This window comes from Glutamicibacter sp. ZJUTW, from assembly GCF_008370855.1.
GTDB lineage: Bacteria > Actinomycetota > Actinomycetes > Actinomycetales > Micrococcaceae > Glutamicibacter > Glutamicibacter nicotianae.
This window is the reverse complement of sequence record NZ_CP043624.1, coordinates 671,371-687,108: the sequence shown is the minus strand read 5'-3', so window position 1 is coordinate 687,108 and position 15,738 is coordinate 671,371. Positions and strand designations below refer to the sequence as shown.

14 protein-coding genes are annotated in these 15,738 nt (G+C 64.6%); 7 read left to right on the top strand and 7 right to left on the bottom strand.

Features of this window, described 5'->3' with window-relative positions; translation table 11 throughout:
- Window positions 1–200: 200 nt before the first annotated feature.
- Together purH and F0M17_RS03300 are read right to left on the bottom strand one after the other, a co-directional pair.
- Window positions 201–1,871, bottom strand: a complete 1,671-nt coding sequence (purH, locus tag F0M17_RS03305) for a bifunctional phosphoribosylaminoimidazolecarboxamide formyltransferase/IMP cyclohydrolase (protein WP_149596385.1) — start codon at window positions 1,869–1,871, stop codon at window positions 201–203.
- 97 nt (window positions 1,872–1,968) lie between these two features.
- Window positions 1,969–2,706 carry a hypothetical protein gene (locus F0M17_RS03300; protein ID WP_149596384.1) on the bottom strand — a complete coding sequence of 246 codons (738 nt, stop codon included), beginning with the start codon at window positions 2,704–2,706 and terminating at the stop codon, window positions 1,969–1,971.
- Window positions 2,707–2,893: 187 nt separating this feature from the next.
- On the opposite strand from F0M17_RS03300, the gene F0M17_RS03295 reads away from it, so the two are divergent.
- A complete protein-coding gene (locus F0M17_RS03295) occupies window positions 2,894–4,231 on the top strand; it encodes an MFS transporter (RefSeq protein ID WP_149596383.1) in 1,338 nt (445 codons plus the stop codon).
- Window positions 4,232–4,278: 47 nt separating this feature from the next.
- Here the strand turns inward: F0M17_RS03295 and F0M17_RS03290 are convergent, their stop codons facing one another.
- Window positions 4,279–4,848 (bottom strand): TetR/AcrR family transcriptional regulator, encoded by a 570-nt coding sequence (locus F0M17_RS03290; protein WP_149596382.1) that lies wholly within the window; start codon window positions 4,846–4,848, stop codon window positions 4,279–4,281.
- A 202-nt stretch (window positions 4,849–5,050) separates the two neighbouring features.
- Here F0M17_RS03290 and F0M17_RS03285 point away from each other — a divergent pair, with 202 nt between their 5' ends.
- On the top strand, window positions 5,051–5,719 hold the full coding sequence (locus tag F0M17_RS03285; protein WP_149596381.1) for a histidine phosphatase family protein: 669 nt from the start codon (window positions 5,051–5,053) through the stop codon (window positions 5,717–5,719).
- A gap of 108 nt (window positions 5,720–5,827) precedes the next feature.
- Window positions 5,828–8,848, top strand: coding sequence for a glycoside hydrolase family 38 C-terminal domain-containing protein (locus F0M17_RS03280; RefSeq protein ID WP_149596380.1), 3,021 nt, complete (start codon window positions 5,828–5,830; stop codon window positions 8,846–8,848).
- A gap of 93 nt (window positions 8,849–8,941) precedes the next feature.
- Here the strand turns inward: F0M17_RS03280 and F0M17_RS03275 are convergent, their stop codons facing one another.
- Window positions 8,942–9,472, bottom strand: coding sequence for a hypothetical protein (locus F0M17_RS03275; RefSeq protein ID WP_246857122.1), 531 nt, complete (start codon window positions 9,470–9,472; stop codon window positions 8,942–8,944).
- A gap of 206 nt (window positions 9,473–9,678) precedes the next feature.
- Here F0M17_RS03275 and F0M17_RS03270 point away from each other — a divergent pair, with 206 nt between their 5' ends.
- Together F0M17_RS03270 and F0M17_RS03265 are read left to right on the top strand one after the other, a co-directional pair.
- On the top strand, window positions 9,679–10,182 hold the full coding sequence (locus F0M17_RS03270) for a sigma-70 family RNA polymerase sigma factor (protein WP_149597691.1): 504 nt from the start codon (window positions 9,679–9,681) through the stop codon (window positions 10,180–10,182).
- Entirely contained in the window at window positions 10,179–10,856 is a 678-nt protein-coding gene (locus F0M17_RS03265; RefSeq protein WP_168201936.1) for an anti-sigma factor, read from the top strand. Before F0M17_RS03270 ends, F0M17_RS03265 begins: the two co-directional genes overlap by 4 nt.
- A gap of 24 nt (window positions 10,857–10,880) precedes the next feature.
- Here F0M17_RS03265 and F0M17_RS03260 read toward each other — a convergent pair whose 3' ends face one another.
- On the bottom strand, window positions 10,881–12,395 hold the full coding sequence (locus F0M17_RS03260; protein ID WP_149596378.1) for an SDR family oxidoreductase: 1,515 nt from the start codon (window positions 12,393–12,395) through the stop codon (window positions 10,881–10,883).
- Window positions 12,396–12,427: 32 nt separating this feature from the next.
- Entirely contained in the window at window positions 12,428–12,997 is a 570-nt protein-coding gene (gene purN, locus F0M17_RS03255; RefSeq protein WP_038989987.1) for a phosphoribosylglycinamide formyltransferase, read from the bottom strand.
- A 148-nt stretch (window positions 12,998–13,145) separates the two neighbouring features.
- Here purN and F0M17_RS03250 point away from each other — a divergent pair, with 148 nt between their 5' ends.
- Complete coding sequence (locus tag F0M17_RS03250; RefSeq protein ID WP_168201935.1) at window positions 13,146–13,676, top strand: DinB family protein; 531 nt, start codon at window positions 13,146–13,148, stop codon at window positions 13,674–13,676.
- Window positions 13,677–13,781: 105 nt separating this feature from the next.
- Window positions 13,782–14,420 (top strand): hypothetical protein, encoded by a 639-nt coding sequence (locus F0M17_RS03245; RefSeq protein WP_121866231.1) that lies wholly within the window; start codon window positions 13,782–13,784, stop codon window positions 14,418–14,420.
- Here the strand turns inward: F0M17_RS03245 and F0M17_RS03240 are convergent.
- On the bottom strand, window positions 14,417–15,706 hold the full coding sequence (locus F0M17_RS03240) for a DUF6350 family protein (protein ID WP_038989990.1): 1,290 nt from the start codon (window positions 15,704–15,706) through the stop codon (window positions 14,417–14,419). The genes F0M17_RS03245 and F0M17_RS03240 overlap by 4 nt on opposite strands.
- Between the last annotated feature and the right edge of the window lie 32 nt (window positions 15,707–15,738).

Here is a 15,738-nt window from a genome sequence, read left to right as displayed (position 1 = left end):
ACGGGAGCTCTGTTGTTCTAAACGACAGAGAACCGCAGCAAAGCCTGGTGCTGGGAATAGGCGAAGGCAGACCGATTCCGGCTGCTCCCGATGCGGTGGTGGTCCGTGCCTCAGCCGTGCAGATATCCATTAAGCGCCGCGGGCCGTGCAGCCAGCGCGGCAAGCGCTGGCTGCACGGCCCGAAACGGCGTGGCTAGTTCCTAGTGGAAGAAGTGGCGTGCACCGGTGAAGTACATGGTGATGCCAGCTTCGTTCGCGGCCGCGATGACTTCCTCATCGCGTACCGAGCCGCCTGGCTGCACAACAGCCTTGACGCCGGCGTCGATCAGGATCTGCAGGCCATCGGCGAACGGGAAGAACGCATCCGAAGCGGCAACAGCGCCCTGTGCGCGCTGCTCGGAAGCTGCGCCATCAGCGTTTTCGGCACCGCCGGCGGCATCCGCGCCGGACTCGATCTGCACGCCCAAGGTGTTGGCGCGCTCCACTGCCAGCTTGCAGGAGTCGATGCGGTTGACCTGGCCCATGCCGATGCCCACGGCGGCACCGTCCTTGGCCAGCAGGATCGCATTGGACTTCGCGGCGCGCACGGCGCTCCAGGCGAATTCCAGATCTGCCAAGGTCGCGGCGTCAGCCGCCTCGCCGGCAGCCAGGGTCCAGTTCGCCGGGTTGTCGCCCTCGGCGTCGATCTTGTCGCCTGCCTGGACCAGCATGCCGCCGGAGACCTGGCGGAATTCGTTCTTGTTGCGGCCATAGCCATCTGGCAGGGCCAGCAGGCGGATGTTCTTCTTGGCCGAGAGGATCTGTACTGCTTCCTCTTCGAAGTCCGGGGCGATGACTACTTCGGTGAAGATGCCCTTGACGGTTTCGGCCATTTCCTTGGTGACCGTGCGGTTGGCGGCAATCACGCCGCCGAATGCGGATACCGGGTCGGTGGCGTGCGCCTTGCGGTGCGCGTCGGCAATCGGGTCTGCAGCACCATCCGAGGCCACTGCCACACCGCAAGGGTTGGCGTGCTTGATGACGGCAACTGCTGGCTTCTCGAAGTCGTAGGCGGCGCGCAGTGCGGCATCCGCGTCCACGTAGTTGTTGTAGCTCATTGGCTTGCCGTGCAGCTGGTCGGCCTGGGCGATGCCGGCCGGGGCGGCCTCATCCACGTAGAGCGCTGCCTGCTGGTGCGGGTTCTCGCCGTAGCGCAGCACCTCGGCGCGCTGCAGGGCCACGCCTGCGTAGGCTGGCCAATCGATGACGCCGTCGCCGTCCTCATCGAGGAACTGGCTGGCGGTCCACGAAGCGACCGCGGTGTCGTAGGCTGCGGTGTGCGCGTAGGCCTTGGCGGCCAGGCGCTGGCGGGTCTTCAGATCGAAGCCGCCTTCGGAGGCGGCGGAGATGACCTGCGGGTAGAACGCCGGGTCAACCACGATGGAGACGGCGGCGTGGTTCTTCGCTGCCGAGCGGACCATGGCTGGGCCGCCGATGTCGATCTGCTCGACCACTTCGTCCTGGGAGGCGCCGGAGGCGACGGTCTGCACGAACGGGTACAGATTCACCACGACCAGGTCGATCTGCTCGATGTCCATCGAGGAAAGGGTGTCCATGTGCTCGGCGACGCGGCGGTCGGCGAGGATGCCGCCGTGGATGCGCGGGTGCAAGGTCTTGACGCGTCCGTCGAGCATTTCAGGGGAACCGGTCACCTGCTCGACCTCGGTCACGGGAATTCCAGCGGCGGCGATCTTCTTGGCCGTAGAACCGGTGGATACCAGCTGGACGCCTGCAGCGTGCAAACCAGCGGCCAGCTCCTCCAAGCCGGTCTTGTCGTAGACGGAAATCAGCGCGCGACGGATAGCGACTTTGTCCAGCACGGTCTTACTCACGAAATTTTTCTCCCGGCGGTGAGAATGAATGGGGCGGGCAGCGCAGAGGCCACCGCCAACATTCTAACCAACGAAGGCACCGAAATTTCAGTTCGTGTCAAGCCCCTTCGGATAGTGCGGAAAGCTGCGGGAAATACGTGGAAAGCTGCTTGTCAGTCAGGCAAAGCTGCAGGAGCTTCTCGGCATGCTCCTCATCTGCGACATAGGCCACAAGATCGGCTTTGGTCCGTTCGTTCAATTCCTCGCGTAAGGACCGGGCCACCGCAACCAGCGTGTGGTAGTAGCGCTTGATGGTCGGTTCCCAGCCTTCGCGTGCGGCCAGCCCGGTCATCGCATCAGACCACAGGGTAGCCGCCGGGTCTTCGCATAAATCAATGGATGACCAGTGCCAATCGCTGGGCTCCCACTTATCGGAATAGAAGCTTTCCGCATCGTCTTCCTCCAAGTCCGCTTCCAGGGAGGCCAAGACGTCATCGAGGTCTTCCCCGTCGGAGTCCTCGTCATCTTCCAGCTCGTCGTCCTCGTCCTCGGAATCCGAGATCAGCAGCGAATCTTCTTCCAATGTGACGGTTTCAGGTTCAAGGCTTCCATCGCCTTCGGCATCGGGACGGTCTTCGTAGTCGGCAGGCTCATCGGTGTCCTCGCCGCGTTCCACCAGTTGCTCGCGGGACTCGGTGAGGCGGTCGCGTTCCAGAGCCTGCACCGAGTTCAGGGCCAGCAAGGGCATGGCGATGGTTTCGCTTTCCTCGGTGCTGACGCCATGAAGGGCAATGGCATAGAAGTCTTGGTCCGGGTGTCCAGCTATCACTTCCGCTGCGTGTCGAAGGGCAGTCACCCGGATAGCCTCTTCGAGAGCGGTCCAATCTACTCCCATGTCCGAAGATTACTCCCTTGCCGTCGCTTGCAACAGGCCTTGACGCGGCGCGATAAGAAGCGTAGAGAGCTACACCTGCACCCCGGTTTTCGGCTATGCTTCACGCGGTACACACCAATTCCGCTCGCACTCCGAAAGGTGCACCACTGTGTCTTCCGCACCCCTGCCCTCTGGCACGACCATCGTGCAAGAGCTGCCATTCAAATGGAAGGTGCAGGGCACCATTTTCATTATCGGCGGCCTCGGCTTCATGTTCGACGCCTGGGACGTCACGCTCAACGGCGCGTTGATTCCCCTGGTCGCCCAGGAGTGGGGACTTGATCGTCCCACCGCGGCCCTGCTGGGCACCTCCAACCTGGTGGGCATGGCCGTAGGCGCGTTCCTCTGGGGCGGGATCGCCGACAGGTACGGTCGCAAGAACGCGTTCAGCCTGACGCTGCTGATGTTCTCGCTGTTCACCGTCCTCGGCGCGCTGTCGCCGAGCTTCGGCTTCTTCGTCGCCTTCCGCTTCCTGGCCGGTGTCGGCCTGGGCGGCTGCATCCCGGTGGATTATGCGCTGGTCGGCGAATTCACGCCCGCCAAGCTGCGCGGACGCGTGCTCACCGCCATGGACGGCTGGTGGCCGGTGGGCGCGGCGCTGTCCTTCTTCGTCTCCGGCTGGGTGATGGCCACCGCGGATAATTGGCGGCTGATCCTGGCAGTCATGATCCTGCCAGCGTTCATGGTGTACCTGGTGCGCCGCTCCATGCCCGAGTCCCCGCTGTTCCTGGCGGCCAAGGGCCGGGATGCGGAAGCCCGTGCGGTCATCGACCAGCTGGTGGAACGCACCGGGGCAACCAAGCGCGACTACGCGATCGAGCCGGTGGAGCTGGAAAAGGCTCCACGCTGGTGGGAGCAGGTGGCCTCGTTGTGGCGGTATTCATGGAAGATCACCGCCACCAGCTGGCTGCTGTTCATGACCATTCTGCTGGTCTACTACCTGGCATTGACCTGGTTGCCGTCGATCCTCACCGAAGCAGGAATGGCCCAGTCCGCCTCCTTCTTCGCCACCGCGGTGATGGCGCTGATGGGCCTGGCAGGCGTCGTGCTGGCTGCCCTGCTGGTGGAGCGGGTCGGCCGCAAATGGCTGCTGGCGATCTCCGCCCCGCTCTCCGGCCTCGTGCTGGTCATCGTCGCGCAGAACCTGGACGTCCCGGCGGCCGCGATTGGCTGGGTGCTGGTGTTCGGCGTCATTGTCCAGGTCGCCATTCCGGTACTGTATGCCTACGTTTCGGAGCTGTACCCCACCGAATTGCGGGCCAGCGGCTTCGGCTGGGCCTCGACCATGTCTCGCTTTGCCGCCGGCTTCGGCCCGCTTATTTTCGCGGCGCTGTGGCCCGTGGTGGGGCTGGGCTGGCTGTTTGCCGGCGCGACCGCGCTGGTGCTGCTGGCCATCCTGTTCATGGCACGCTTCGCCCCGGAAACCCGCGGACTGCGACTGGACTGAATCTCTCCCCCAATAGCGAATGCCGGCACCATTGGTGCCGGCATTTTCTAGTTCTGCGCAGGTTGCGGGCGCAAGCCGTCACGCATGATCTGCACGATGCGCTCTTCCAGGCCGGGCTGGGAGTTGCTGAAGGCCCGAGGCAGCGGGCGGGTCATGGACCCGACGGCGGCAATCAGTTCCAGCCCGGAGATGTCGGCGCGGACCAGCTGGGCGTTCTTGGCCAGTTCCAAGGCGGAGTTCAGGGTCTTGGCGGCCTCGTTTTGGGCTTCGAGGATGCGCGGGCTGACCTTCTTGGGCAACTGCAGCCCCAGGGCTTCGCTCAGCGCCCCGAGGTTCTGCTCGATCAGCGTGCCCAGCAGGACATCCCAGCCCACTGCGTCATTTGCGTCAAGCCGCTCGATCGCCTGCTGCGAGGCGCTGCGGATATCCTCCAGCATGACGAGGGTGACTTCTTCAACCAATGCCAGCCGATCAGCGAAGTTCCGGTAGAGTGTGCCGATGCCGACACCGCTTGCCTCTGCAATGGTTTCCATTGCAATCTGTGCGCCGTGTTCGGCAAATAATTCACGAGCAACTCGAAGGATGTTCTCACGTCGCCGAAGAGCATCTGAACGCATGAGCGGATTCCGATCTGGGGGAACTTCCAGGTCGCGGCTTGCCACCTGTCGAATTCACGATAGCGGACGGGCAGTGCTGAAACGAAGCGGAAATCATCATTCCAGATCGAAATGCTCCTTCCGTGCGAGAAGCCATTCCGCGTTTGCGCGAAACCGTGCTATCCCTAGGATCCAGGACCGCTAGGCCAAGGAAGCAGGGGATATGCGTTTTCAACTCATCAGGCATGGTCAAACCCCGTCGAATGTTGCCGGGAAGCTCGATACCGCCTATCCCGGTGCCAGTCTCACCCCTCTGGGCCATCGCCAGGCTCGCGCCCTGCCGCAGGTATTCAGTAACGGGCAGCTGCAGTCGATCTACGCCTCAACGCTGAACCGCACGCAGCTCACAGCCCAGCCGCTGAGCGAGTCAATTGCAGAACCGGTGCACATCATTGACGGCCTCGAAGAGATCTCGGCGGGCGAGCTGGAAATGCTGGCAGATGAGGCATCGCGATCCGCCTATGTCATGTGCCTGCGTTCCTGGATGCACGGCGATTGGGAGCAGAACATGCCCGGCGGGCCGAACGGCTACGACTTCATCGAGCGCTATTCCAAAGCCTTGGAATCCATCGCGCAAGCGCAGGACTACTCTGGAACCGCAGCGGTTTTCAGCCATGGTGCGGCCATTCGCGTCTTCAGCGCCTGGGCCACCAAGATGTCCCCCGATGCGGCATCGCAGCTGGTCATCGAGAACACCGGCGGCTCCCTGCTGGAGCTGGGCGCCGGCGGGCAGTGGTCGCTGGCTCGCTGGGATACCGAACCGCTGGGCGGCGATTTCGTCCGCGATGCCCTCGACCAGGATGTCACCGGCGGCGAGGACGACGCGGCCTGAGCCCTGCCTTCTTCTGGCGAACGCGAGTTGGACCAGCTCAGCACCTGATATTTCGGTAGTCTGGCTAGGGAGCTCATTTTCTGCGGAGCGCACAAACGGAAGGCCCTGATGCACGACGACATTTCCCTGACCATCGGACGCGTCCGCCGCGTTCTGACCGAGCGTATCCTTCCAGCGATATATTCGGAAACCCTGCCGCTGGATCTGTCATGGCATGAGCTGCCCGGCGAGCCGGTCACCCCGGCCGAGGGCCTGGCACTGGACTACCAGCCGACCTCCGTCGGGACGCCCTGGGGCGCGGCGTGGGGCACCACGTGGTTCCACCTGCAGGGCCGGGTGCCGTCGCAGTGGGCGGGACGCCGCGTCGAAGCGGTGATTGATCTGGGCTTTGACGTCAACATGACCGGCTTCCAATGCGAGGGACTGGTGTACCGCCCGGATGGCATCACCATCAAGGCGGTCAACCCGCGCAACCAGTGGGTGCCAATCACCGCCTGCGCCGAAGGCGATGAGGTCATCGACCTGTATCTGGAAGCCGCCTCCAATCCGGTGCTGCTCGACTACCACCCGTTCCTGCCCACCGAGCAGGGCGATATCCTCACCTCCTCCTCGCGCCGCCTGTACACCACCCGCCGGATGGACCTGGCGGTCTTCGAGCCCGTGGTGCATGAGCTCTCCCTGGATCTGGAAGTGCTGCTGGATTTGCAGGAGCAGCTTGGGCAAACGCCGCGCAAGATGCAGATCCTGCAGGCCATGGACAACGCCCTGGACGTGCTGGATCTGCAGCGCATCGCGCAGACCGCGCAGGCCGCCCGCGATGAGCTGGCCGAGGTCCTGGCCGCCCCGGCGGAACACAGCGCCCACCAGATTTCGGCCATCGGCCACTCGCACATCGACTCGGCCTGGCTGTGGCCGCTGCGCGAAACCATCCGCAAGGTCTCGCGCACCTGCTCCTCGATGGTGGAGCTGCTGGGCGACGAGGAAGAATTCCTCTACGGCATGTCCAGCGCCCAGCAGTACAAGTGGCTCAAGACCCACCGCCCGGAAGTCTGGGAGCGGGTCAAGCAGGCGGTAGCCGACGGGCGTTTCCTGCCGCTGGGCGGCATGTGGGTGGAATCGGACACCGTGATGCCCTCGGGCGAATCGCTGGTCCGCCAGTTCCTCTACGGCCAGAATTTCTTCCGCAAGGAATTCGGCATCACCTCGAAGGGCGTCTGGCTGCCGGACTCCTTCGGCTACTCCCCCGCCCTGCCGCAGCTGATGCGCCGTGCCGGCTTCGAATGGTTCTTCACCCAGAAGATCTCCTGGAACCAGCAGAACAAGTTCCCGCACCACACCTTCGACTGGGAAGGCATCGACGGCTCGCGCATGTTCAGCCACTTCCCGTCGATGGACACCTACAATTCGCAGCTTTCCGGCGAGGAGGTCGCCAAGGCATCGCGCCAGTTCCGCGAAGCGCGGGTCACGAACAATTCCATCGCGCCGGTGGGCTGGGGCGATGGCGGCGGCGGCACCACCCGCGAAATGACCGGCAAGGCCAAGCGCCTGGCCAACCTGGAAGGCAGCGCGAAGGTGGCCTGGGAACACCCCAACGACTTCTTCGACCGGGCCAAGGCCGAACTGCCCAACCCTCCGGTCTGGGTCGGCGAGCTCTACCTGGAATTGCACCGCGCCACGCTGACCAGCCAGCACCAGACCAAGCAGGGCAACCGGCGCACCGAGCAGCTGCTGGTCGAAGCCGAGCTGTGGGCCGCCACCGCTGCGCTCTGCACCGGAGCCGACTATCCCTATGAACTGCTTGACGAGCTGTGGGAGACGGTGCTGCTGCACCAGTTCCACGACATCTTGCCCGGCACCTCGATTGCGTGGGTGCACCGCGAGGTCGTGGCCCGCTATGCGCAGGTGATCGAGCAGGCCGAAGCACTGATCCGCACCGCCCAGCAGCAGCTGGCCGGCGAAGGATCCACCCCGATTGCGTTCAACGGCGCAGCGTTCACCCGCAATTCCTTGGCCTTCGGACAGGCCAAGCCGGTGCAGCCTGCTGCCGCGTCCCCGGTCAGGGCAACCGCCGTGGACGGCGGATATGTCCTGGAGAACTCGCTGGTTCGTGTGGCGATCAATGCCCAGGGCCTGCTGACCTCCGCCGTGGATCTGGCCACCGGCCGCGAAACGATCGCCGCAGGCCAGGAAGCGAACCTGCTGCAATTGCACCAGGACTTCCCGAACATGTGGGATGCCTGGGACGTGGACAAGTACTACCGCAACCAGGTCACCGACTTGCGCGAGCTCGACAGCCTTGAGCTGTCTTCGCGCGAGGACGGCAGCCAGGTCGTCACGATTGCCCGCAGCTTCTCGCAGTCCACGCTGGTGCAGGAACTGTCGCTGGCTCCCGGCTCGCGGACCCTGCAGATCTCGCAGAGCACCGATTGGCATGAAGCCGAGAAGTTCCTGAAGGTCTCCTTCCCGCTGGATATCCGTGCGGAGCACGCAATTGCCGAAACGCAGTTCGGCTACCACAAGCGCGTGACCCACGTGAATACCAGCTGGGAAGCGGCGAAGTTCGAAACTTCCATGCACCGCTTCGTGCTGGCCGAGGAGCCCGGCTTCGGCGCGGCGCTGGTCAATGATTCCATCTACGGTTTCGATGTCACCCGTGATGCCAAGGACGCGGAGGTCACCACGACCATGCGGCTTTCGCTGCTGCGTGCCCCGCGCTTCCCCGACCCGGAAACCGACCAGGGCGTGCAGACCCACCGCTACGGCCTGGTGATCGGCGCAGACGTGGCCACCGCAACTGCGGCCGGCGCGTTGCTGAACAGCGAAGAGCGCGTCATCGACGGCGCGCAAGGCATGGACCCGCTGGTTACGATATCCGGCGAGGGATTGGTGGTCTCCAGCGTGAAGCTGGCGGCTGACCGCTCCGGCGATCTGGTGGTGCGCGTCTACGAATCCCTGGGACGCCGTGCCAGCGGCAGCTTGCGGGTCAATGCGCAGATCTCGCAGGCATCCACCGTGAGCCTGCTGGAAGACGAACTGGACAGGCAGTGCATCGAACTAGCCGATGGCGCAGTGCCACTGAAGCTGGGCGCGTTCGAGGTACGCACCCTGCGATTCACTGTGGCCAAGTAGCCGCAGAATCCACCAGCCGGGCCGGCACGCAGCTTCGCGTGCCGGCCCGGCCTGTTTCCCGACGATGATTGCCAGGGATTATTGGATCATTGCTTATTGGATCATCGTCCCGTCGGGAGCCACCGCGAACCAGACCCCGCCGACGCCTTGCCCGGCAGTATCCCCGGGCTTGGCATCCTGGGCAAAGGTGTACAGGGGCATGCCGTTGAGCGTCAGATGTTTTTCGCCATCGGGGCTTTCTATGGTGCCGACTTCGCCGGTGACGCCTTCCAGGACCGGCTCATCGCTCGTGGTCGTGGCAATCGGCCACTTGGCCAGGCAATCGCCGGTGCACGCGCTGCTCGACGTTCCCTTCTCATCCTTGGTGAAGTAGTACAGGGTCATGCCCTGAGAATCCACCACAACATCTCCCAAACCGGTGGAGGCAACACCCAAGTCAGCACCGGACCCGCTTTCGCTTGGCGCTTCGCTGGCGCTGTCTACCCCGCCGCCATAACCGCCACCATAACCGCCACCGCCGCCATCGCCGGAACCAGTACCGCCGCTGCATCCCGCCAGCAGCAATGCCGCGGAACACAGGACGGCCATTGCAACCGCAAACGGCTTGCTGTTCTTCTTGCCCATGGTCATTCCTCTCGTCATGCAGGCTCAGCCGCATTCTCGGGCAGCGTGCTTGCCACGCCTTCACCCACTAAGACGCAGTGAATCGTGATCTGGTTCACCGGCCAGGGAAGTTCTTATGCATACTTGGGGCATGGGTGAACTATTTGCTGTTGCGCTGCGTCTAGGGAAGTGAAGCCTTGGATCACAGGAAGCCGAACCAGAAGAAGGTGCCCTTGGATGCGCAGATAGTCTCCGATATCTACCGCGAGCACGGCGATGCCCTGCGGCGTTTTGCGCTGCGGGTGGCCCGCAGCCAGGAGGAAGCCGACGACTTGGTGCAGGAAACGGTGCTGCGGGTCTGGAGAGCCTCGCCGGAGGTCACCGGTTCGCTGCGCAGCTACCTCTTTGCCACGGCGCGCAATGTCATCATCGACAGGCATCGCCGAGCCGCCGCGAGGATCTCGGCAATCCCGCTGGGAGAAGTCGACCCCGAGTCCAGGGATTCGACCGCCGGCATCGCCGAGGCGCTGGACCGGATCTTGATGGAGGAAGCACTGATGCGCTTGAGCCTTGAGCATCGGCAGGTGGTCGTCCATCTGCATTACTTCGGTTCCACTGTGGCCCAAACGGCTCTGGAGCTGCAGATACCGGAGGGTACCGTGAAGTCCCGCGCCTACTATGCCCTGCGATCGTTGCGCGGGATCCTGGCCGAAATGGGAGTGGAGAAGTGAACGAGCATATCGACCTCGGGGCCTACCTGCTCGGCGGGTTGGCACCGGCAGAACACGCGGCATTCGAAGCGCACCTGGCCGGGTGCCAGCAATGCCAGCAGGAGGCCAAGCAGTTCGGCGCCATCGGTCCGCGGCTGCGCGCCCTGGACGAGGCCACCGCCCATGCCCTGCTCATGGAGCGGCCCGCGCAGCAGACTGCGGAGCACGGGCAGGCACCACCGGAGCGAACACTGGATGGCCTGCGGGCGCGGCGGCGGCGCCGGAGGATCGTGAAGGGCGCCGGCTTGGCAGCGGCCGTGGCAGCATCGGTGGCGCTGGGGCTCGGGCTCTCTCCGGTGCTGTTCCCCGCGCAGGCGCCGGCAACGGATGCCAGCTACGAGGTGCGCGGCGGCACCGGCGCGCAGGTGGATCTGGGGCTGAAGGCCAAGGCCTGGGGCACCGAAGTCCATTTCGACGGCCGCGACCTGCCCACCGATGGCCAGCTTTCGCTGTGGGTGCTGGATGCGGCGGGAAGCGCCGAGCAGGCCGGAGCTTGGCTGGCCACAACTACCGGCACGACGCAGATGACCGGCGCCGTGCCGGTGATGCTGAACGACATTTCGGTGATCCAGCTGCGCGATGCTGGCTCGGCGGTGCTCGCCGAGGTGCCGCTGGGCCGACAGGGTGCGTCCTAGCCCCGGCGCATCACGCGCGGCTTCCTACCACGGAGACGGCTGGTAGTCCTTGAGGAAGCAGCCGTACAGGTCGATGCCGCGCTCGCCGTCAACGATGGGCTGGTAGACCCGGGCGGCGCCGTCGATCAGATCCAGCGGGGCGTGCCAGCCTTCGGCGACCATGCGCACCTTGGCATCGTGCGGGCGCTCGTCGGTGATCCACCCGGTGTCCACCGCGGACATCAGGATCCGGTCGGTGGCGAGCATTTCCTCGGCGCTGGTGCGGGTGAGCATGTTCAGCGAGGCCTTGGCCATGTTGGTGTGCGGGTGCCCGGCGCCCTTGTAGCGGCGGGAGAACTGGCCTTCCATGGCCGAGACGTTCACGATGTACTTGCGCCGCGCCTCGGAGGCGGCCAGCGCGGGGCGCAGCCGGGAGGCCAGCAGGAAGGGCGCGGTGACATTGCACAGCTGCACTTCCAGCATTTCCAGGGCATCCACATCCCCGAGGATCTGGGTCCAGGAATTCTCCGTGACCACATCCGGCACCAGTCCCCCGGCATCGATGGCGGTGCCCGCGGCAATGCGCTCCAGGGAGGCGGAACCGGCGGTCATCGCCAGGTCCGCGAGCTGCTGCGCGTCGTACCCGCCCAGCGTGCTCGGGGCCAGCAGCGCGGAATCCTCCAGCCGGAAGGCGCTAGCCAGCGCCCGCGGGTGCTCGGCCGGCGGGTTCGCCTCGCCCCACAGCTGAGGTCCGCCCTGCCCGAAGGCCAGTTCACCGGCCAGCGGCTGCAGCTCTGATTCGATCAGTTGCTGGTAGGAGTTCGCGGTGCGGCGCACGGTCTGCGCGGCGTTGTTGATCAGGATGTCCAGCGGGCCCTCGGCCGCAATGCGGTCAGCCAGCGAGATCACCTGGGCGGGGTCGCGCAGGTCGATGCCCACGATGCGCAGCCGGTGCATCCAGTCCGCGCTGTCCTCCAATGCGGCGAAGCGCCGGGCAGCGTCCTTGGGGAAGCGCGTGGTGATGGTGGTGTGGGCACCATCGCGCAGCAGGCGCAGGGCGATATGCATGCCGATCTTCGCCCGGCCGCCGGTGAGCAGCGCGCGCTTGCCGGACAGGTCGGCGCGGGCATCGCGGCGTTCGCGCCCGGCAGCGGCGCAGTCAGGGCAGAGATAGTGGTGGAAGGCATCCACCGTGGTGTAGCGCTGCTTGCAGATGTAGCAGCCGCGCGGCTTGCGGAATTCCCCGGCACTCTGCCCTTGGGTCGGGGTGCTCAGATCCAGGCCCAGGGTCTCGTCGTCCAGCCGCTGCGGCGAGCCGGTGGCGGTCCGCTCGATCAGCGCGCGGTCAGCGGCGCTGACCTCGGCGCGCTTCTGCGACTTGCGGTAGCGCTTGGCGGCCTTGAACATGTTGCTGGTCGCGCGGCGCACGGCGATATGCCGTTCATCCGCGGAGTCCAGCGTGTGCACCACGGAGAGCACCTTCAGCGCGGTCGCCAGTTCCTCGTCGGTGAACAGTTCGGTTTCGGTTGCCTGCCCGGGCAACGGTGTCAATTCATTCATCTCCCCACCAATTTTACGTGGTGGGCCGCCGGCTAGTTTCCTTGGGCCAGATCCGCCAGGGTGGCGATGAGCAGGCGGCGCTCGACTACCTTGATGCGCTCGTGCAGGGATTCTTCGGTGTCGGTATCCTCGATGGCCACGGCTTCCTGGCGCAGGATCGGACCGGTGTCCACCCCGGCATCCGCAATGTGCACGGTGCAGCCGGTGACCTTCACACCGTAGGCCAGGGCGTCGCGCACGCCGTGGGCGCCCGGGAAGGACGGCAGCAGGGCCGGGTGGGTGTTGATGTAGGTGCCGTCGAAGGCATTGATGAACTCTTCGCCGACGATGCGCATGAATCCGGAGGACACCACATAGTCCGGGGCGTAGGACAGGCACTTTTCGGTCAGCGCATGGTTCCAGTCACCGCGGTCGGCATAGTCCTTGAAGTTCACCACGAAGGTCTCGATGCCGGCGGCAGCCGAGCGTTCCACCCCGTAGGTGCCGTGCTTGTCTGCGCCGACGGCAGCGATCTCGACGTTCTCCAGTTCGCCGCTGGCGACGGCATCGATGACTGCCTGGAGATTAGAACCGGTACCTGAAACCAAAACCACAATGCGCATGGGTTCAATTCTACGGTTCGCTTCTTGCCTCCCTTGAACCCGGACGCAATGTTGCACTGCGTTTCCTCTGCTGCCGCCATATTCGATGCCCGCGTGCTGTACCGGCCATAGACTGGCCTTAACAGCGCAGTTCGATGTGGAGGTCTTGATGAGCCAGATAGTTCCCGACGGCAAGGACTGGACAATTGTCTTGGATACGGTGTGCGAGCAGTGCGGCTATGACGTGCGCGGCATCTCGCCGGGCGATGCCATTGAGCAGCTGCCTGGACACGTGGAGCGCTACATCTCGGTACTCTCACGTCCCGATGCTGCCATCCGCACCAACCCTGCGCGCTGGAGCGAGCAGGAGTACGTGGCGCACGTCGCCGAAATGCTTGAGGTGATGACCGGGCGCTTCACCCTGATGCTGGAACGCGATGAACCGGAGTTCCCCAACTGGGACCAGGACCAGGCGGCCGAGGCGGGAAACTACAACGCGCTGGGAGCCGGTCAGGTCGCCGAGCTGCTGCGGAAGAATGCCGCGGGCTACGCCGCGATACTGGAGAGCCTGGATCCGGCGCAGTATTCCCGCCGCGGCCTGCGCTCGAACGGCGCCTCGTTTACCGTGGAAACGCTGAACCAGTATGCCTGGCATGATCTCGTGCATCACCTGTGGGATCTGGGTGTGGAAATCAGCTAACTGTGCCCGACACGGACCCAGCAGGTCAATGGAATGGGTTGTGGCCTTTGGCTAGACTTCTTGGCGTATGCGCGAAAACAGGTCTACGTAAGGAGCCAGGCGTCCATGCCAAAGGCATATTTCGGAAAAGTTTCTGCACTGGCAATCACCGGGCTGCTCACCCTGACGGCATGTTCGGCCGGGACTCCCCAGAGCGAACCAAGCGATGTTCCGGTCCCTTCGGCCGAGGAATACCTGCCGCTGCTGGCGCAAACGCAGGACGATGACGACAAGCTTCCCGAGGGCTTCGAGGATACCGAATCCTACGACCCGCAAACCCGCCACCTGCTGGCCACCTCGGACTTCGGCCGGCATTATGTCGCGGTCGGCAACGAAGGCCAACTGTGCATGGTGGCCATTCCCGAGCCGGTGGAAGAGGACGGCGACTACGAGATCGCCGGGACCACCTGCCCGACGATGGATTACGTGGTGGAGAACGGGGTTCCGCTCAAGGTCAACGGCGGCGAGAACAGCCTGGAAATCGTCACCTACCTGATGCCTGCCGGCATCAGCGGCGAGACGGTTCAGAACGCCGTCTCCGAAATGCGCGCCTCACACCCTGAGCTTGCCGCCGAGGATATCCAGGTAGTCACCGAAAACGACTCCGTGCTGCTGGTGATGGAAGAATCAACCGCCGCGACGCTGGGACAGATCACCATCAACCGCCCCGAGGGCGACCCGCTGGTGCTGGCCAGCCTGACCTAGCCTTCGAGCACCGGGTCGGTTTCGAAGAGCGGGGCAATCAGGTACCCGATGGCGGTGCCCAAGCCGATTTGCAGTGCCAGGGCGCCGGCGGTGGCCCACATGTTCGGGCCGATCTCGACCAGCCGGCCGATGGCCAGGGAACCGGAGGAGAGCCAGGAACCGGCAAGGCTCAGCAGCCCGGTCACGACCCCGGTGAAGACCGCCAAGCATGCGGTCGAGGCCCCCAGCGACAAGGCATTGAAGGGAATCCTGCGGGCAAACCAGTCTTCGAGGTGGTTCTCGCCCACGCGCAGGAAGTACCAGCCGGCCACGATGCCTGCGGCCACCGGGATCAGCAGGAACAGCCATTGGTGCGCCATGTCCCCGGAGGGCAGGGACGCGAGCATTGGAATCGACGGCAGCGGGCCCACCGTGGTTTCCAGGGTGGACAGGGTGCTGCCGGTGCCGATGCTGAACCCGCCGCCGCTGATCCACGACAAGACCCAGAACACCGCATTCGGGATGAAGGACAGCTGCACCAGGGTCAGCGCTGCCGAGCCGATCGGTCCCGGGCGCAGCTCCTGGGACACGTTGGCGACATCGGTCCAGTGCACACCGAGGTTGATGGTCAGCAGCAACCCGGAGATTCCCACGGCGGCCACATAGCCGAGGAATCCGGCAACGATGACATGCCAGACGTAGGATCCGGCCCAGCGGCGATGCGGCGAGATCCGCTGGATATAGGCGGCCGTGTCAACACCGAACAGGCGGGCCCAGGAGCCGGCTTCTCGGCGCGCGCCGATAATCAGGCCCAGCAGGGCGATGATCAGCGGGATGAAGGCGGCGGCAAGGATATTGACCCGCGCATAGGAATTATTGGCAAGGAAACCGATGCCGGTGCCGATGGCCCCGTAGGCCAGGAAGGCTCCGGCCAGCCCCTGCCAGAGCTGGTCGGTGTAGGATGCGCGGGCGATGCGCCGCCCGGCACGCAGGCAGAACAGGAAGGGCACCAGCGACAGCCCCAGGGGGATCAGCGTGAGCCATCCGGTCACCGAGCTGGGGTCCGCTTCGGGACCGAGATTCAGGATCTCCACCGGCACGCCGTGGACGAGCAGCCAGATGAGGCCGCCGAACTGCAGGATCGCCTCGAAGGAGTCTTCCAGAAAGCCCCCGCTGAAATAGACGGCGACCAGCGGCAGCGTGATCAGGGCAAGGCAAAAGACCACGGATTGCAGTATCTCGAAGACCCCCTGCAACGCCAGGGGCATTGGCCAGCCGTTGCGCAGGCGCAACATCACTGCCTTCATGGGTTTCTTTTCGCGGCTCATCATCTTCAATG